Below are 17,096 nucleotides of genomic sequence, written 5' to 3'. Positions count from 1 at the left end.
GCGTTGTGGCTGGTCACGTGGTTCCCCGCGCCCCTAGGTTGGGACAGTGAGCGCAAACGAGGAAGGGCCGCCGGTGACGAAGCAGGCAGGTCGGTCGGCGCGGGACAGTGTGTGGCGGGAGGGCAGGACCCGGCGCGCAGGGCGCAGCGGGCAGCCCTCCGGGCTGGACCGGGAGCGGATCACCGAGGCGTCCGTACGGCTGCTGGACGCCGAGGGACTCGCCAAGTTCTCCATGCGGCGGCTGGCGGCCGAGCTGAACGTCACCGCGATGTCCCTGTACTGGTACGTCGACACCAAGGACGACCTGCTCGAACTCGCCCTGGACGCGACCTACGCCGAGCTGCGGCTGCCCGACCCGGACACCGCGGACGAGGACTGGCGGGAGCAGCTGCGGGCGCTGGCCACCGCGTACCGGGGGCTGCTGGTCCGGCACCCCTGGCTGTCGCCGCTGGCCGGGCGCTACCTGAACATCGGCCCGAACTCGCTCGCGTTCTCCCGGGTGGTCCAGCGGGTCGTCCGCCGGGCGGGGCTGCCGGCGCACGGGGTGACCGGGGCGATCTCGGCCGTCTTCCAGTTCGTGTACGGCTTCGGCACGATCGAGGGGCACTTCTTCGCCCGGATCGCGGACACCGGACTCAGCCCGGAGGAGTACTTCGAGCAGGCCATGTCCATGGTGGACGAGGTCCCCGGCACCGCCGACGTGATGAAGGAGTCCAAGGACCTCATGGCGGCACGTGGCGGTGACACGGTGGACGAGATGCTGGACCGCGACTTCGCGTTCGCCCTGGACCTGCTGATCGCCGGCATCGAGGCGATGGTCGCCCGCGGCTGACTACCCCTCGGACACCAGCCGCGCCGGGAAGCCGCCCGTGGCCACCGGGCCCCAGCGGTGTGGGGTCACCCCTCTGATGGACTTGCCCTGCTTGACCATGGCCGCCCGGGCCCCTTTTGTCTGCGTCTCTCGCGCTGCTGCGCAGGCTTCGAGGCGCTGCGCCGGACTCCGTCCGTCGGCTCGGTGTGGGGGTGGTCAGTTGTCGGTGACCAGCCGCGCCGGGAAGCCGCCCGTGGCCACCGGGCCCCAGCGGTGTGGGGTCACCCGGATGATGGACTTGCCCTGCTTGACCATCGCCGCCCTGTACTCGTCCCAGTCGGGGTGTTCGCCGGCGATGTTGCGGTAGTACTCGACCAGCGGTTCCACGGAGTCGGGGGTGTCGATGACCTCGGCCGTGCCGTCGATCTGGACCCAGGGGCCGTTCCACTCGTCGCTCAGGACGACCAGGCTGACCCGGGGATCGCGCTGGGCGTTGCGGGTCTTGGCCCGCTCCGGGTAGGTGGAGACGACGATCCGTCCGGAGTCGTCCACCCCGCAGGTCAGCGGGGAGGCCTGCGGGGAGCCGTCGGCCCGGCGGGTGATCAGCAGGGCGCGGTGGCGGGGTCGTACGAAGTCCAGCAGCTCGTCCAGCGATACACGGGTGTTGGTAGCGATGTTCGGGGCCATGGGGGCAGCCTAGGGGCAGTGGGTGCCCCGGTGGCTGACCCTGCTGGGCCTATGTCCACACCTGGTCTACGCCTGGGGCAGCGAGTCGCCCTGGACCGCCTGGATGTCCAGCTCCACCTTCAGCGTGGTGCCGATGGCGGCGATGCCCGCCTGGAGGACCTGGTTGTAGTGCATGGCGAAGTCCTCGCGGTGCAGTTCGGCGGTGGCCCGGAACGCGGCGCGGGTGCCGCCCCACGGGTCGGCGCCGGTGCCGAGGTAGGCGAGGTCCAGGTCCACCGGTCGTACGACCCCGTGCAGGGACAGTTCGCCGTGGACCGTCCAGCGGTCGGAGCCGGCCTGGCTCAGACCCGTCGAGCGGTAGGTGATCTCCGGGTGCCGTTCGACGTCGAGGAAGTCCCCGGACCTCAGATGCGTGTCGCGCACGGTGTTGCCGGTGTCGACGGACGCCGCCCGGATCACCGCCTCCACCCGGGACTTCGTGACGTCGTCGGGGGCGATCGCGATGGTGCCGCCGAACTGCGTGAACCGGCCGTGCACGCTGGAGATCCCGAGGTGTTGGGCGGCCGCGGCGACGGAGGAGTGCACCGGGTCGATGGTCCACGGGCCGGGCGGCGGCAGCTCGGTGCCGCCCTGCCGGGCCAGCGTCACCGTGCCGACCTCGGCCCGGCCGCTCGCGGTGACGATCGCGCTGGACGCGGCGGGCGCGTAGCCGACGGCGGTCACGATCACGGTGTACGCGCCCGGCGCCAGCTCGGTGGTGTCCCGTACGGCTCCCTCGGCGTCGGCCTCGGCCCGCAGCACCTGCGTGCCGGTCATGTCGGTCACCGTGACGACCGCGTGCGACACGGCCCATCCGTCCCGCGTACGGATCCTCGCGGTCAGTCCCATCCCGTTTCTCCCTGAAAAAGCCCAAAAACCGGTCGTATGAGACCGGCCCGTGGCGGGCGCGCCCTCCGCTCAGGGCGCGCCGCCACGGGCCGGGGTGTGAACTACTCGCCGGGGTGGGCGAGTTCGATGTCGTGGCCGTCGACGCCGGGGCCGGACACGGTCAGCGCGGTGGCCACCGGCGGGTAGCCGGTCGCGATGACGGTGTACTCGCCGCCGTCCAGGTCGGTGAAGGCGTACGCGCCGTCCGTACCCGTGGTGGCGGTGCCGACCACGTTGCCCGCCTGGTCGACCAGGGTCACCCGGGCGTCGGCCAGCGGACCGTGCGGGGCCCGGACGACACCCTGCAGCCGGGCGCCGGCCTCCAGGTCGACCTCGACGCGGGTGACGCCGGTGGCGCCGACCTCGACCGGCAGGGCGCGCGGCCGGAAGCCGATCGCGTTGACCGCGACGGTCACCGTGCCGGGCACCAGGTCGGTGAGGGCGAAGTCGCCCTGCTCGCCGGTGGCCGCGGTGGCCAGCAGGTCGCCGCGCACGTCGGTGACGATGACCATGGCGTCCTTGACCGGCAGCGCGCTCCCGGCGGCCCGCACCACACCGGTGAGCCCGCTGGTGCCGCTCAGCAGGATGTCGTACGACAGCGGTTCCTCGCCCACCACGATGGTGGAGGCCTGCGGCTGGTAACCGTCGGCGGAGGCGATCAGGACGTACGAGCCGGTGCCGGGGGCGTCGAGCGCGTAGGAGCCGTCGGCCTGGGCGACCGAGCGGCCCAGCTGGCGGCCGGACAGCGAGATCAGGGTGACCGCGGCCTGCGGGACCGGGGCGCTCTCGGCGCCGCGGACGAAGCCCTGCACCGGGGTGCCGCCGCTGCCCGGGGCGCCGGGCCCGGCGACCGTGGCGACGGCGCTGGGCTGCGTGGTCGCGGTGGCCGTGGTGCCGTTCTCGCCGACGACGGGGGTGGCCCAGCTGGGCACCCGCTCCGGGGCGGGAGCCTCGGTGGCCGTCGCGGCGGCGGCCGGAGCCTGGGCCGCGGCCGGGGTGTCGCCCTCGGCGGCCTGGGCGAGCGCGCCCCTGGTCTTCAGCGGGACCTCCTTGATGAACAGCGTGATCAGCAGGGCGACGGCGGCGAGGCCGCCGGCGATGAGGAAGACGTCGGCGATGCCGTGGCCGTAGGCGCTCTCCAGCAGCGTCCGGATGGGCTTCGGCAGCGCGTCCATGTCCGGGATGCTGTCGGTCGAACCGGAGCTGCCGGCCAGGGCCTTCTGGTACTTCGGGCTCAGGTCGGCGACGCCGTCCTGGACGTAGTGGGTGATCCGGCGGGACATCACGGCGCCCAGCGCGGAGACGCCGACCGCACCGCCGAGGGAGCGGAAGAAGGTGACCGTGGAGCTGGCCGAGCCGAGGTCGGAGGGCGCCACCTGGTTCTGCGTGGCGAGCACCAGGTTCTGCATCATCATGCCGATGCCGAGACCCAGCAGGGCCATGAAGACGGCCATCTTCCAGTAGGCGGTGTCGTACCGGATGCCGCCGAGCAGCACCAGGCCGGCCGTGACCAGCACCCCACCGCTGACCAGCCACGCCTTCCAGCGGCCGGTGCGGGTGATGAACTGACCCGAGACGGTCGAGGAGACGAACAGACCGCCGATCATCGGGATGGTCATGACGCCCGACATCGTCGGCGACTTGTCGCGGGCCAGCTGGAAGTACTGGCTGAAGAACACCGTGCCGGTGAACATCGCGACACCGACGAACAGCGAGGCGAGCGAGGCGAGGGTGATGGTGCGGTTCCTGAACAGGCGCAGCGGGATGATCGGCTCGCTCGCCTTGGACTCGGCGAGCACGAACAGCGCGCCGAGGACGACCGAACCGCCGACCATCGCGTAGGTCTGCCAGGACAGCCAGTCGTACTTGTCACCGGCGAAGGTGACCCAGACCAGCAGCAGGGAGACGGCGGCGGAGATCAGGGTCGCGCCGCCCCAGTCGACCTTGACCTCCCGCTTGGCCACGGGCAGGTGCAGGGTCTTCTGCAGCACGATCAGCGCGATGATCGCGAAGGGGACACCGACGTAGAAGCACCAGCGCCAGCCCAGCCAGGAGGTGTCGGTGATGACACCGCCGAGCAGCGGGCCGCCGACGGTGGCGACGGCGAAGGTGGCACCCAGGTAGCCGGAGTACCGGCCGCGCTCACGCGGGGAGATCATCGCCGCCATGACGATCTGCGCCAGGGCGGACAGACCGCCGACGCCGATGCCCTGGAACACCCGGAAGGTGATGAGCATGCCGGGGTTCTGCGACAGACCGGCCGCCATCGAGGCGATCACGTAGATGACGAGGGCTATCTGGACGAGAGCCTTCTTGCTGTACAGGTCGGCGAGCTTGCCCCACAGGGGAGTGGCCGCGGTCATCGACAGCAGGGCGGCGGTGACCACCCAGGTGTAGGCGGACTGGCCGCCGCCGAGGTCGCCGATGATCTCCGGCAGGGCGTTGGAGACGATCGTGGACGACAGGATCGCCACGAACATGCCGAGCAGCAGCCCGGACAGGGCCTCCATGATCTGCCGGTGGGTCATCGGGGCGTCGCCGTGGGAGCCTCCCCCGTGCTTGGCGTGAGCCCGCACACCGGCTGGTGTGGTCGTTGCCATGGGCTTCCTTCTCTTATGTGCTTGCGGGTGTACGGGTGGTCTCTGGGGTTACGGGTTCGGGGAGCCGGAGCGGGGCGGACCGGCAGTCGCCGAAGGACGCGCGCAGGCGTGTCATCAGCCGGATCAGCTCGGCGACGTCCTCGTCGGTCCAGTCCGCGAGCCGCTCGGCGAGCAGATGCGTGGTCCGCCGGGACAGCTCGTCGAGCTGCTCCAGGCCCGCGGGCGTCAGGCGCAGGATGCGCGAGCGCTTGTCCGCGGGGTCCGGGTGTCGCTCGATCCAGCCGCGTGCGGCGACGTGCGCGACATGCCGGCTGGTGACCGACATGTCCACGGCGAGCAGCTCGGCGAGCTTGCTCATGCGCATGTCGCCGTGGCGGCCGAGCAGCGTCAGCACGGCGGCCGAGCCGGCCGGACAGTCGTGGGGCAGGATCCGCCCCATGTCCCGTTTCACGGCTCCGACGGCGCTGAGCTGACGCGCCAGCTCTTCGAACTGCGCCTGCTCGGCCATCACACCTCCCGTATCGTTGCTTAGGGCAACCATAGGCGTGCTTGGTTGCTGCAGGCAAACAAATTCGGAGTGCGCGACGCAAAAAGTTGGCAAAGGCAAGTATTGCGAACGTAAACATGCAGGTGGCTGCGGGTGGCGTGCCCCCGTCTGTCCCGGTGGCCCCGCACTTGGGCCGGTCACCGGGATTCGCTAGGGTCTCGGGGCATGGCTAACACCCAGGGCCCCCAGGGCAATTACGACCCCGCAGGCAGCACCCAGATGTTCCGCGCGTTCGTCGACGAGGCTCCCCAGGGACGGCAGCAGCAGGCGGCCTCCTCCGGTCCCCGGGTCGGGCTGATCATCGGCGTCGTCGTGGTGCTCGCCGTGGTGGCCGGCGTCGCCTGGCTGGCGATGAAGTAACGGCCCGCAGGGGTCACTCCCAGGCGACGGACACGTCCCGCGTCTCGATGTGCATGCCGAGCGGCACCCTCCAGGCGTCCACGCACACCGTCCACGTGGGACTCCGGCGCGCACCCGGCGCCAGCGGCACGGGCAGCTCCACGGTCGAGTCGACCGTGCCCCAGTCGACACCGAGCGCGCCGGTGATGTGCGTCCCGAACGTCACCGAGCCCGAACGCACCGCCGTACCGCCGGCATTGCGGAAGGCCACGGTCACCTGCTGGCACCAGCGCCGGTCGGTGTCCTCGGTCGCCGGGGCGCCCCAGGAGAGGTCGGCGGGGGTCGCGGGGGGTGTCGTGGAGCTCTCGGCCGGACCGGGCGAGGCCGCCGGCGGTGTCGTACGACCGCTCCGGCTGCCGGCAGGGTCCGGTGTGCCCGGGTTGGCTGTCCGGCCGGGTGCGGTGGGGGTACTCCGGGTGGTCCGCGGGGTAGGGGTGGAGCCCGTGCCGCCAGCCCCCGCCGAACCGCTCGGCGATTCCGGCGGGCCCGGCGAGCTGGTCGCGCGTGGAGTCGCCCCGTCGAGCGGCACCAGCGTCACCGACCCCGACGGCCGTACGGCGGTCGGACCGCCCGCACCCGCGCCGACCGCGGTGTAGCCGTCCCCCGGGCCGCCGCCGCACGCGGCCAGCACCCCGCCCAGGCAGACGACGGCCGCCGATGCTGCCGTAACGGCGCCTCGGCGGCCATGCGTCCATGTCGTCGTACGAAGGATCCCGGTACGCAGCATCCGGTCATGGTGGCTGACATACCGTCAGATGGGAAGCCTGCCGTCGTCGGGGCTCAGTCCGAGATCAGGCCCTCCCTGAGCTGGGCCAGCGTGCGCGTCAGCAGGCGCGAGACGTGCATCTGGGAGATGCCGACCTCCTCGCCGATCTGCGACTGGGTCATGTTGGCGAAGAAGCGCAGCATGATGATCCGCCGCTCCCGGGGCGGGAGTTTGGCCAGCAGGGGCTTGAGGGACTCGCGGTACTCCACGCCTTCGAGGGCCGTGTCCTCGTAGCCGAGCCGGTCGGCCAGGGAGCCCTCGCCGCCGTCGTCCTCGGGGGCCGGGGAGTCGAGGGAGGAGGCGGTGTAGGCGTTGCCGACCGCGAGGCCGTCGACCACGTCCTCCTCGGAGACGCCGAGCACGGCGGCCAGCTCGGTCACCGTCGGCGAGCGGTCCAGCTTCTGCGACAGCTCGTCGCTGGCCTTGGTGAGCGCCAGACGCAGCTCCTGGAGCCGGCGCGGGACCCGCACCGACCACGAGGTGTCGCGGAAGAACCGCTTGATCTCGCCCACGACCGTCGGCATCGCGAACGTCGGGAACTCCACGCCCCGTTCGCAGTCGAACCGGTCGATCGCCTTGATCAGGCCGATGGTGCCGACCTGGACGATGTCCTCCATCGGCTCGTTGCGCGAGCGGAACCGGGCCGCCGCGTAGCGGACCAGCGGCAGGTTCAGCTCGATCAGGGTGTCCCGGACGTAGGCCCGCTCGGGGCTGTTCTCGTCCAGCGCGGCCAGGCGCAGGAACAGCGAGCGGGACAGGGTTCGGGTGTCGAGGTTCGCCGTGGCCTGCACGGCCGGGACAGCTTCGGCGGCCGGGTCGGCGGCCGGGGACGGCACGGCTTCGAGGGCCGTGACGCCCTCGAAGCCGTCGAGGACGTCGAGAGCGTCGAGCTCCTTGGGCGCTGCCTCGCTCATCGTGGGCGTCAGCACCTTCGAGCTGCCCTGGTCTGCGGACATGCCACCCCCTTTGGGTCGCGGGACGGTCGCGGCGGCGCTGTCTTCACGAGCAACGCAGCCCTCACCTGAATACCGGAGCCGGAGCCACGGCAAACGCGCTTCCCGCAGAATGTCACATGTCGGCAACGCGCTGTACCGACATGTCGACATGTCAGATGTGAATCGGCCCTGGAAAGAAGGGGTCTGACGGTATTTCGGGCGCCATCTGTCGGCAACCGCCCTGGTGAGCGATTCGCTCGCGCCGGTTACCGCTCGATCGGGCTTTCGATGCAGTGTCGTTCGAGCCGTGCTTCCGTGCGCCCGCCATGCCTCAGCCGGTACGGCGTCTGCTGCCGCTATGCGTCGATCCGATTTGCGGAACGCAGCCGTTGGAAGCTACGGGCGAGCAGTCGTGAGACATGCATCTGGGAGACGCCGAGTTCCGCGCTGATCTGTGACTGGGTGAGATTGCTGTAGTAGCGCAGAAGAAGGATTCGCTGTTCTCTCTCGGGGAGTTGGACGAGGAGATGGCGGACCAGGTCGCGGTGTTCCACGCCGTCCAGGGCCGGGTCCTCGTAGCCGATCCGGTCCAGCAGGCCGGGCAGTCCGTCACCCTCCTGGGCGGCCTCCAGCGAGGTGGCGTGGTACGAGCGTCCCGCCTCGATGCAGCTGAGCACCTCCTCCTCGCTGATCCGGAGCCGCTCGGCGATCTCGGCGGTGGACGGCGAGCGGCCGTGCAGCGTGGTCAGGTCCTCGGTGGCGCTGTTGACCTGCACCCACAGCTCGTGCAGCCGGCGCGGGACGTGGACGGTGCGGACGTTGTCCCGGAAGTACCGCTTGATCTCGCCGACCACGGTGGGCATCGCGAAGGTCGGGAACTGCACGCCCCGGTCCGGGTCGAAGCGGTCGATGGCGTTGATCAGGCCGATGGTGCCGACCTGGACGACGTCCTCCATGGGTTCGTTGCGGGAGCGGAAGCGGGCGGCGGCGTAGCGCACGAGCGGGAGGTTCGCCTCGATCAGCGCGCCCCGCACCCGGTTGTGCTCCGGCGTGCCCGGGGTGAGCTCCTTCAGTTCGGCGAACAGGACCTGGGTGAGGGCCCGGGTGTCGGCGCCGCGGCGCTTCTCTGGGGCCGGTGGGGCCGGAGTGGGCGCCTCTTCCTGGGGCGGCGCAGTACTGGCCGACAAGGTCAACGCCACCTCTTCATCGGTCAATCATCCGTCAAAAGCGGTCATAGCATCACAAGACATGTGCACTGTGTGCAAGCACCTGATAACCCCGTGTTGTGTTTCAAACCCTGATGAGTTGGGGTAAGCACAGCGCGAAAAGCCCCCCGCCGGAAAGGGCGGGGGGCTGCCGCGCGTGCGGGGGTACGGAGCTACTGCTCGGCGATCTCGTAGTCGGCGATCACCCAGGTGGCGAACTCGCGCCACAGCGCGACGCCCGCCTGGTGGGCCGGGTGCTCCAGGTAGCGCTTGAGGGCGTCGGCGTCCTCGACGGCCGAGTTGATCGCGAAGTCGTAGGCGATCGGCCGGTCGCTGATGTTCCAGGCGCACTCCCAGAACCGCAGCTCCTCGATCCGGTCACCGAGCGCCCGGAATGCCTCCACGCCCGCCACGACCCGCGGATCGTCGCGCTCGACGCCCTCGTTGAGCTTGAAGAGGACCAGGTGGCGGATCATGGGGTGTACCTCAGCTCTTTCCTCCGTTGGCGACCCAGGTCATGAAGTCGCCGATGGCCTTGGCCGCGTCCGATATGCCCTCGAAGCCTATCTGGACGTAGTCGGCCGCCTTGGCCGGGTCCGTGATGATCACGTACAGCGCGAAGACCACGAGCGCGTACACGGCGATCTTCTTGGCGTTCACCGCCACCGCGGCCTCCCCTGTACCAGTGCCCCGAGGGCCCCCTGCCTGCCGGCCGCGAGTGTAACCTTCGGGCCTTTCGTGCGGCCGACAGCCCACCGCGGCGCGGGCGTTGTGTCCGGAACACGCGAAAGGCCCCGCTTTTCGGCGGGGCCTTCCTGCAAGCGGTAGCGGAGGGATTTGAACCCTCGGTGACTTGCGCCACACTCGCTTTCGAGGCGAGCTCCTTCGGCCGCTCGGACACGCTACCGAGGGAGACCCTACAGCAAGGTGGGGCGTGGTTTGAAATCGATATGCGGTGCCCCCGCCGGTGGCACCGTCAGCGGTCCCGGAAGAAATCGGTGAGGAGCCGGGCGCACTCCGCCGCGAGCACGCCCTCGATGACCTCCGGGCGGTGGTTGAGCCGCCGGTCGCGCACCACGTCCCACAGGGAGCCGGCCGCGCCCGCCTTCTCGTCCCGGGCGCCGTAGACCACCCGGTCCACCCGGGACTGGACGAGCGCGCCCGCGCACATCGTGCACGGCTCCAGCGTGACGACGAGCGTGCAGCCCGTCAGCCGCCACTGACCGAGCCGGGCCGCGGCCCGCCGGATCGCGAGGACCTCCGCGTGGGCCGTCGGATCACCGGTGGCCTCACGCTCGTTGTGCCCGGCTCCGAGCACCGTCGTACCGTCCGGGGACAGCACGACGGCGCCGACGGGGACGTCCCCGCCCCGGACGGCCAGCTCGGCCTCCGTCAGGGCGTCCCACATCGCGGCCCGCCAGCGGTCCCGGACCGGGTCCGGCGCGCCCTGCGGTATCCGCCCCGTGGGCAGCGGGTCCTGTGGCGGGGTCAGCGGACGGTCTCCAGCACCTCCGAGGCGCCCAGGGCCTCGGCGATCGTGTTCAGCGCGTCGTCGGCGTCCAGGGCGCGCAGCTCCTTCTCGCTGATGCCCAGGTCGTCAAGGATCTCGCTGTCGCCCACCGGGCTGTGCGGCACCGCGTCGGCGGCGGCACCCTCCTCCTCGTCGTCCTCGGACTCCCCGTCCTCCGTGCCGTCGAGGTCCAGGGCGTCCAGGTCCGGGCCGTCGTCCGCGCCGGGCTCCCGGCCGAGCAGTTCGTCGGTGAGCAGCAGCTCCCCGTACGCGCTGCGCCGGGCGGCGGCCGCGTCCGAGACGTAGATGCGAGGGTCGTCCTCCCCGTCCACGCGGACGACACCGAACCAGGAGTCCTCCTGCTCGATCAGGACGAGCACCGTGTCCTCGTCGGGAGAGGCTTCCCGGGCCAGGTCGGCAAGATCCGACAGGGTCTCCACATCGTCGAGCTCTGTGTCGCTCGCTTCCCACCCGTCTTCGGTGCGCGCGAGCAGTGCGGCGAAGTACACCGTGACTCTCCCACTGGTCATAGGCGTGCCGGTTGGGGGTCCCCCCGGCGGAGGTACATGGGCGGAGAGAGCTTGGGCTCCGAGCCCCACCCACTCGGAATCGTGGCAGAAACAAGGCGTCCAGGGGACGTCTTCGGCTCCCTGTGTCTGGCTGTTTCGATCGTGGATCCGTGATCGGCCCACCAGCGCGCTCATTGCCGCCACCTGCGGATCGTACGCGGCTTTTCCCCGCGCCCCCGCATGCCCACCTCCCCAACACCGGTGCGGGCGTGGATCTTCCGCTGTGTGGCGGTGTCCCGCGCGGCTACCAGCGGAACGTCCGCATGCGCATCGCGTGGCGCAGCCGGGCGGCCTTGGCGCGCCGGGGCTGCACCCGGGCGCGCAGCGCGCGGGCCTCGGCGAGCTCGCGCAGGAACTGGGCGCGGCGCCGACGGCGCTCGGCCTCGCTCTCGGGCTTGTCGGAACCGGTTCTCGCGGACCGCGCGGCGGGGCCGGTCGGGCCGCCGGCCTCGGAGGCGTCCGCGGGCAGGTCAGGCAGGTCGGACACGTCTCACCACCCCACTTACGTCCCTCCCACTTTCCCCCGTTTGGCCGGTTTGATGCCAGCGCGAGGGCGGCCCGTGGCGCAGGTACCGTTAGGGGCATGCGCCTCCACGTCGTCGACCACCCCCTGGTCGCCCACAAGCTCACCACGCTGCGCGACCAGCGCACCGACTCCGCGACCTTCCGGCGGCTCGCCGACGAGTTGGTCACCCTGCTCGCCTACGAGGCGACGCGGGACGTGCGCACCGAGGCCGTCGACATCCGGACCCCGGTCGCGCAGACCACGGGCGTCAAGCTCGCCCGGCCCCGCCCGCTGGTGGTGCCGATCCTGCGGGCGGGCCTGGGCATGCTGGACGGCATGGTCCGGCTGCTGCCGACCGCCGAGGTGGGCTTCCTGGGCATGATCCGCAACGAGGAGACCCTGCAGGCGTCCACGTACGCCTCGCGCATGCCGGAGGACCTCTCGGGCCGCCAGGTGTACGTGCTCGACCCGATGCTGGCCACGGGGGGCACGCTGGTCGCGGCGATCCAGGAGCTGATCAAGCGCGGCGCCGACGATGTCACCGCCGTGGTGCTGCTGGCCGCGCCGGAGGGCGTCGAGGTCATGGAGCGGGAGCTGGCGGGTACGCCGGTCACCGTGGTCACGGCGGCCGTGGACGACCACCTGAACGAGCTCGGATACATCGTGCCGGGGCTGGGTGACGCGGGGGACCGCCTCTACGGGGCCGCGGAGTAGGTCTCTTCGTACGGGTCGTACCGGCCGGGCTGCGGTCCGGCCGCCGTCCGCGGGCGCGGGGACCTTCCGGCCGCTCGCGCCCGCGCGGCGGAAGCCGCCCGCCGGACATGCACCCGCGCCCCTTTCGGGGCGCTGCTCAGCAGGTCTTCTTCGGCACGGCCGTCGGCTGCGGTTCGGTCAGGGTCGTCAGGGTCCGGTCGGCGGTCGAGCGGTTGGCCAGGCCCTTGAAGGCGTCCCCGATGATCAGGTCCAGGTCGGCGCCCTTGCGGCCGTCGGCGCGTGACTCCGCGCCGGCGAGCTGGGTGCCGAGGACCCGCAGGGAGGTGTCCTGGGCGGCGGGGGAGCCGAGGAGCATCCCCGTGCCCTTCACCTTCTTGTCGTACTGCTTCGACGCGTTGCCCACGGTGCCGATGCGGAAGCCGCGCTTCTTCAGCTCGTCCGCGGTGCTCTTGGCGAGCCCGGTGCGCTTGGTGGCGTTGTAGACGTTCACGGTGATCTGGCCGGGCTTGGGGAGGGGCTTCACCCGCGCCGCCGGGGCCGCCGCGGACCTGGTCCGGCAGTGGGTGCCGGCGCCGGACGCCGTGGACGTGTCGCCGCCGCCCGTGAAGACGTCGATGAGCTGCAGGGTGCCCCAGCCGACCAGGCCGAGCACGGCGGTGGACGCCACCACGACGGCCACGAGCCTGCCGTGCCGTCGGGGCGGACGCATCCGAGGGTATGCGTCCCCCGTGATCCGGTACTGGCCGCCCATGCCGGGGGGAGTCAGCATGCTCATGAGCGCAGCGTAGTGCGCCCGAGCGGCGATGCCTATCAGATGATCAGTCGATGCCGCTCAGTGGAACCCGAAAGGGGCAACGGGCGTGTCGCGCCGGGTCAGTCGAGTTCGAGCACGCGCGCGTGCAGCACCTGGCGCTGCTGGAGGGCGGCGCGCACCGCGCGGTGCAGGCCGTCCTCCAGATAGAGGTCGCCCTGCCACTTCACGACGTGCGCGAAGAGGTCGCCGTAGAACGTCGAGTCCTCCGCCAGCAGGGTCTCCAGGTCGAGCTGCTGCTTGGTGGTCACGAGCTGATCGAGGCGGACCGGGCGCGGCGCGACGTCCGCCCACTGCCGGGTGCTTTCCCGGCCGTGGTCGGGGTACGGCCGGCCGTTTCCGATGCGCTTGAAGATCACACGGAAAGCCTACCGGTCAAGACGTTCCGGGCGCAGCCATGGCGGCGGAGTGCACCGCTTGAAAAGATGGAGCAATTCCGACAAACGGGTTACTACGGGGGCGGGTGCCGGACATGAGCGACAGCGGGACCGCGCCGTCCGCCGGGCCCGAGGGGGCCGGTGCGCTGCCCGGCGGGGCGCAGAAGAGCGCCTCGGGTCACGCCTTCACCGGTCCCGCGCCCGACCACGGCGCCCCGTGGTGGGACGGCGGGTGTCACCCCGGCGTGTCGGTCCGGGTACCGCGGCCGGCGCTCGACCGGCACGGCCTGGTCGCGGGCGCCACCGGCACGGGCAGGACCAGGACCCGCACTGGACGAGGCGGTCCGCGCCTCGCCGCTCCACGAGCGTTGTGCACAGGCTGTGGACCGCGAGCCGGCGTCGCCGGTAGCGCACCGGCCCGGCGGAGGCGGTGGGCCGCCCCCGCCGGGGCCGTTCAGCGGGCCGGGTCCTCCGGGGGCCGCTGCGGCTGCGGGGCGCGCTGGTCCGGACTGGCGGCCGCACCGCGCCGGGCCTCCGCGCGCAGCAGGGCGCGCAGGACGGCGTAGGGATCCTTGGACATGGCTGTGCTGCTCCTTGCGTCGAGCCGACTGACCGTGCGGGGACGCGGGTCCGTCAGCAGCGCAGGACCACCGTGCGCAGCAGGGGCGCGGTGTCCGGCACCCGCGGTGCGGTGGGGCGGGGGCGGGCCGCCGGGCGGGCGGACACCGGGCCGGGGAGGGGTGCGGGGCGCTCGGGTACGTCGGCCCGGTGGACGGCGCGGACGAGTGGCCGGAGCGCGGGGTCGAGCATCTCGTGCTCGGCGGTCTCGGCGGCCACCGCGAGGGACGGGGGCGCCTGGGCCGACAGGTGTGCGCCGGGCACCCACAGGGCGAGGAGCAGCACGAGCACGCACAGCCGGGCACGGCTCCGGGGTGCGCTGCTGCTCCTGCTCACACCAGCTGTCTGCCCGGGGCGGGCGGCGGGGGCTGCACGCCGTGCGCGAGATCCGCCCGCTCGGCGTACCCCTGATGCGCGAGGTTGACGGCGGTCACAGCTCCTGCGGCACATGGCCGGACCGGCTGCGGAGGCGCAACGCGGTGACGATCTCCACGATGCCCACCGCGATCAGCCAGATCCCGCCGACGATGGTCAGTACGGCGACCGACTCGAACGGCGAGTCGATGAGCACGATCCCGGCGACGAACGTGAGGATCCCGAGGAAGACCTGCCAGCCCCGGGCCGGCATCCGGGGGTCGTGCGCGGCGGCCAGGACCTGGGTGATCCCGCGGATCAGCCAGCCGATGCCGATCCACAGGGCGAGCAGCAGGACCGACTGCATCGGTCCGCGGAAGCAGAACAGGCCCAGCAGGATCGACAGCGCGCCGCTGAGGAAGGCCAGCACCCGCAGCGAGGTCGCCCGGTGCGTGCCGAACGCCGCCACCAGCTGGAGAATGCCGCTGTAGATCAGGTACAGGCCGAACAGCACCCCGGCGACGAGCAGGGAAGGGCCCGGCCAGACCAGCACCAGGACGCCGAGCACCAGGGAGCCGATCCCGGTCAGCAGGACGACCTGCCAGACGGCCCGGGACAGGGCGTGCAGCGGGCCCTCGAACGGCGGTTCCGGTTCATGGTGCACGCGGTGCGGCTCCGTGGGGCGTGCGCGGGGTCCTTCCCCGGCGTGCACGTGCCGGTCGTCGTACTCACGGCCCCCTTCGGGACCGCCGATCGGTGCCTCGGTCATGCTTCATGCTGCGAGCGGCCGGGGGGCGGGGGCCAGCGGGGTGGGCCGGACGGGTGGTGGGGGCGGGGCGGTGTCGGGCACCGGGCCGGGGGTGGGTGTGGGTCGTACCGGGGGTGGGTGCGGGGCGGTGCCGGATGCGGGTGCGGTGCGGCGCCGAGTGTGTCGGTGTGGGGCGGTGTCGGGCACCGGGCCGGGGGTGGGTGTGGGCCGTACCGGGGGTGGGTGCGGGGCGGCGCCGTGTGTGTCGGTGTGGGCCGTTGCCGGGGTGCGCGGCTGGTTCCGGGCTCTGGGCGTCCTCGTCGCCCGGAGCCGCACGTCGATGCCGCCCCGCGCCGCGGCAGCGGCCGGCGCCGGCCCGCTACTTCCTCGTCGGCTTCGCCGCCTTCGCCGCCGCCTTCATCTCCTGCTTGTGGGCGCGTACCTTGGCCAGCGACTCGGGGCCGGTGATGTCGGCGACGGACCGGAAGGACTTCGGCTCGCCGTAGGCCCCGGCGGCCTCCCGCCAGCCCGCGGGGGCGACCCCGAGCTGCTTGCCGAGCAGGGCCAGGAAGATCTGCGCCTTCTGCTTCCCGAATCCCGGCAGGTCCTCCAGCCGGCGCAGCAGCTCGTCCCCGCTGCCGACGCCCCGCCAGACCGCCTCCGCGTCCCCGTCGTAGTGCTCGACGAGGTACTGGCACAGCTGCTGGATCCGCTTCGCCATCGAGCCGGGGTAGCGGTGCACCGCGGGCTTCTCGGAGAGCAGCGCGGCGAAGGCCTCCGGATCCATCGCCGCGATCTCGTGCGCGTCCAGATCCTCGGCACCGAGCCGGTCGGCGATGGTCCGGGGCCCCTTGAACGCCCACTCCATCGGGATCTGCTGGTCGAGCAGCATCCCGGTCAGCACGGCGAGCGGGGACCGCCCGAGCAGCCCGTCGGCCGCCGGGTCCTGGGCGAGGTGCAGCGTGACGTCCATGCGTAGATGATCCCGCGCCCCCACCCCCTCCGCCTGCCCAGCCCGCGCGTTCAGTCCGCGCGTTCAGCCCGGCCGCCCGTTCAGTCCGGCCACTGGTCCGCAGATGCGCTGGTCCAGCCCGTCCACGCGTAGGCCCGCGTAACGTGCCCCACCCGGTTCGCGCGTCCGCTGAGTTGACCCGCCCAGCCCGCGCCTCCGCCCGCCCGGCCCACGCCCCGCCCGTCCAACCCGCCCGCCCCGCGCCCCCCTCACCCGGCGCGCCAGTACCCCAGCGCGTGCACCCGCTGCTTCGGCAGGCCCAGGTCCTTGCGGACGTAGGCCGCGAGTGTGCGGGTGGTCGCGGTGTCGCAGGCGATCCAGACGTACGGGTGCGGGGTGCCGGCGAGGACGGCGGGCAGTTCGGCGCGGACCCGTTCCACCAGGTGGGCGCCCGCGTCCCGGCGCGGTACCGCCCGGATCTCGTGCCGGCCCGGCTCGGTCCGGCAGGGCAGCCCCGTCGGCTCGCCCTCGAACCAGACCGTCGCCGGTGCCGAACCGAGCGCGCCCAGCAGGGAGTTGATCGCGGGCAGCGAGGCCGGGTCGCCGATCGCGACGAGGTGCGAGGGCGCGGGCTCGGGGCGCTGGAAGCCGGTGCCCTGCACGGTGGCCTCGATGGTGTCGCCGGGCCGCGCGGCCCGCGCCCAGTCGGAGGCCGTACCCGCGTGCAGGGCGAACTCCAGGCCGAGGGTGCCGGCGGCCGGGTCGGGGTCGACCAGGGTGTACGCGCGCTGGTGCGGCCGGCCGTCGGCGGAGAACCACAGCCGTACCCACATGGTGGGATGGACACCGGTCGCGGCGAGCAACCCGCCGTCGCTCAGCCGGAGCCGCCGGTAGTGCGGGGTCACGTCCTGCGCGTCGAGCACCGTCAGTACGAAGTCCTTGGCGCGCAGCAGTTTCAGCACCGCGCCCTCCCAGCCCCGCCCCTGCCCCATGACCCCTCCACGGTTCGCGTACGATTCCGCCACGGAAAACTTAGGCAAGGCTAACCTAAAGCACAGGGG

22 protein-coding genes, 1 tRNA gene and 1 pseudogene are annotated in these 17,096 nt (G+C 72.2%); 3 read left to right on the top strand and 21 right to left on the bottom strand.

Features of this window, described 5'->3' with window-relative positions; translation table 11 throughout:
- The first annotated feature begins 73 nt into the window (after positions 1-73).
- Positions 74-832 (top strand): TetR/AcrR family transcriptional regulator, encoded by a 759-nt coding sequence (locus tag S1361_RS19525; protein ID WP_208033105.1) that lies wholly within the window; start codon positions 74-76, stop codon positions 830-832.
- On the opposite strand, the pseudogene S1361_RS39260 reads toward S1361_RS19525, so the two are convergent.
- The 5 genes and pseudogenes from S1361_RS39260 to S1361_RS19505 all read right to left on the bottom strand — a co-directional run.
- A pseudogene (locus S1361_RS39260) lies at positions 833-940 on the bottom strand (PPOX class F420-dependent oxidoreductase); the annotation flags it as partial. It abuts the gene before it with no gap.
- 87 nt (positions 941-1,027) lie between these two features.
- Positions 1,028-1,498, bottom strand: a complete 471-nt coding sequence (locus S1361_RS19520; protein ID WP_208033104.1) for a PPOX class F420-dependent oxidoreductase — start codon at positions 1,496-1,498, stop codon at positions 1,028-1,030.
- Positions 1,499-1,564: 66 nt separating this feature from the next.
- On the bottom strand, positions 1,565-2,386 hold the full coding sequence (locus S1361_RS19515; RefSeq protein WP_208033103.1) for a YceI family protein: 822 nt from the start codon (positions 2,384-2,386) through the stop codon (positions 1,565-1,567).
- 101 nt (positions 2,387-2,487) lie between these two features.
- Positions 2,488-4,953 carry an MFS transporter gene (locus S1361_RS19510; RefSeq protein WP_481906724.1) on the bottom strand — a complete coding sequence of 822 codons (2,466 nt, stop codon included), beginning with the start codon at positions 4,951-4,953 and terminating at the stop codon, positions 2,488-2,490.
- 85 nt (positions 4,954-5,038) lie between these two features.
- Positions 5,039-5,533, bottom strand: a complete 495-nt coding sequence (locus tag S1361_RS19505; RefSeq protein ID WP_208033101.1) for a MarR family winged helix-turn-helix transcriptional regulator — start codon at positions 5,531-5,533, stop codon at positions 5,039-5,041.
- A gap of 204 nt (positions 5,534-5,737) precedes the next feature.
- On the opposite strand from S1361_RS19505, the gene S1361_RS19500 reads away from it, so the two are divergent.
- The gene (locus S1361_RS19500; RefSeq protein WP_208033100.1) at positions 5,738-5,932 is read left to right on the top strand and encodes a hypothetical protein; all 195 of its coding nucleotides are present in this window, start codon (positions 5,738-5,740) and stop codon (positions 5,930-5,932) included.
- A gap of 13 nt (positions 5,933-5,945) precedes the next feature.
- On the opposite strand, the gene S1361_RS19495 is transcribed toward S1361_RS19500, so the two are convergent.
- The 9 genes from S1361_RS19495 to S1361_RS19455 form a co-directional block, all read right to left on the bottom strand.
- The gene (locus tag S1361_RS19495; protein ID WP_208033099.1) at positions 5,946-6,698 is read right to left on the bottom strand and encodes a hypothetical protein; all 753 of its coding nucleotides are present in this window, start codon (positions 6,696-6,698) and stop codon (positions 5,946-5,948) included.
- A 53-nt stretch (positions 6,699-6,751) separates the two neighbouring features.
- The gene (locus S1361_RS19490) at positions 6,752-7,693 is read right to left on the bottom strand and encodes an RNA polymerase sigma factor SigF (RefSeq protein WP_208033098.1); all 942 of its coding nucleotides are present in this window, start codon (positions 7,691-7,693) and stop codon (positions 6,752-6,754) included.
- Between the two features lie 335 nt (positions 7,694-8,028).
- The gene (locus S1361_RS19485) at positions 8,029-8,865 is read right to left on the bottom strand and encodes an RNA polymerase sigma factor SigF (protein WP_243769534.1); all 837 of its coding nucleotides are present in this window, start codon (positions 8,863-8,865) and stop codon (positions 8,029-8,031) included.
- Between the two features lie 185 nt (positions 8,866-9,050).
- Entirely contained in the window at positions 9,051-9,353 is a 303-nt protein-coding gene (locus tag S1361_RS19480; protein WP_208033096.1) for a Dabb family protein, read from the bottom strand.
- A 10-nt stretch (positions 9,354-9,363) separates the two neighbouring features.
- Positions 9,364-9,543 carry a hypothetical protein gene (locus S1361_RS19475; RefSeq protein WP_153540120.1) on the bottom strand — a complete coding sequence of 60 codons (180 nt, stop codon included), beginning with the start codon at positions 9,541-9,543 and terminating at the stop codon, positions 9,364-9,366.
- 156 nt (positions 9,544-9,699) lie between these two features.
- Positions 9,700-9,784 (bottom strand) — tRNA-Ser (locus tag S1361_RS19470).
- 69 nt (positions 9,785-9,853) lie between these two features.
- Positions 9,854-10,285 (bottom strand): tRNA adenosine(34) deaminase TadA, encoded by a 432-nt coding sequence (tadA, locus tag S1361_RS19465; RefSeq protein WP_208033095.1) that lies wholly within the window; start codon positions 10,283-10,285, stop codon positions 9,854-9,856.
- A gap of 80 nt (positions 10,286-10,365) precedes the next feature.
- Entirely contained in the window at positions 10,366-10,896 is a 531-nt protein-coding gene (locus S1361_RS19460; RefSeq protein WP_208036678.1) for a tRNA adenosine deaminase-associated protein, read from the bottom strand.
- A gap of 304 nt (positions 10,897-11,200) precedes the next feature.
- Entirely contained in the window at positions 11,201-11,443 is a 243-nt protein-coding gene (locus S1361_RS19455; RefSeq protein WP_208033094.1) for a hypothetical protein, read from the bottom strand.
- Between the two features lie 96 nt (positions 11,444-11,539).
- Between S1361_RS19455 and upp the strand changes: the two genes are divergently transcribed.
- The gene (gene upp / locus S1361_RS19450) at positions 11,540-12,175 is read left to right on the top strand and encodes a uracil phosphoribosyltransferase (RefSeq protein WP_208033093.1); all 636 of its coding nucleotides are present in this window, start codon (positions 11,540-11,542) and stop codon (positions 12,173-12,175) included.
- Positions 12,176-12,311: 136 nt separating this feature from the next.
- Here upp and S1361_RS19445 read toward each other — a convergent pair whose 3' ends face one another.
- The 7 genes from S1361_RS19445 to S1361_RS19420 all read right to left on the bottom strand — a co-directional run bounded on the left by S1361_RS19445 (position 12,312) and on the right by S1361_RS19420 (position 17,027).
- Complete coding sequence (locus S1361_RS19445) at positions 12,312-12,950, bottom strand: LytR C-terminal domain-containing protein (protein ID WP_243769226.1); 639 nt, start codon at positions 12,948-12,950, stop codon at positions 12,312-12,314.
- A gap of 98 nt (positions 12,951-13,048) precedes the next feature.
- Positions 13,049-13,345 (bottom strand): type II toxin-antitoxin system VapB family antitoxin, encoded by a 297-nt coding sequence (locus tag S1361_RS19440; RefSeq protein ID WP_004943146.1) that lies wholly within the window; start codon positions 13,343-13,345, stop codon positions 13,049-13,051.
- Between the two features lie 472 nt (positions 13,346-13,817).
- Complete coding sequence (locus tag S1361_RS39880; protein ID WP_279577615.1) at positions 13,818-13,943, bottom strand: hypothetical protein; 126 nt, start codon at positions 13,941-13,943, stop codon at positions 13,818-13,820.
- 53 nt (positions 13,944-13,996) lie between these two features.
- Positions 13,997-14,317, bottom strand: coding sequence for a hypothetical protein (locus S1361_RS19435; RefSeq protein WP_243769225.1), 321 nt, complete (start codon positions 14,315-14,317; stop codon positions 13,997-13,999).
- Between the two features lie 94 nt (positions 14,318-14,411).
- Positions 14,412-15,104, bottom strand: coding sequence for an HdeD family acid-resistance protein (locus S1361_RS19430; RefSeq protein WP_208033092.1), 693 nt, complete (start codon positions 15,102-15,104; stop codon positions 14,412-14,414).
- A gap of 358 nt (positions 15,105-15,462) precedes the next feature.
- A complete protein-coding gene (locus S1361_RS19425; protein ID WP_208033091.1) occupies positions 15,463-16,056 on the bottom strand; it encodes an HhH-GPD-type base excision DNA repair protein in 594 nt (197 codons plus the stop codon).
- 248 nt (positions 16,057-16,304) lie between these two features.
- Positions 16,305-17,027 (bottom strand): siderophore-interacting protein, encoded by a 723-nt coding sequence (locus S1361_RS19420; RefSeq protein ID WP_208033090.1) that lies wholly within the window; start codon positions 17,025-17,027, stop codon positions 16,305-16,307.
- Between the last annotated feature and the right edge of the window lie 69 nt (positions 17,028-17,096).

The organism is Streptomyces cyanogenus, from assembly GCF_017526105.1.
GTDB classification, from domain to species: Bacteria; Actinomycetota; Actinomycetes; order Streptomycetales; family Streptomycetaceae; genus Streptomyces; species Streptomyces cyanogenus.
The sequence above is the reverse complement of the archived record's forward strand: the minus strand, read 5'-3'. Positions and strand labels throughout refer to the sequence as shown.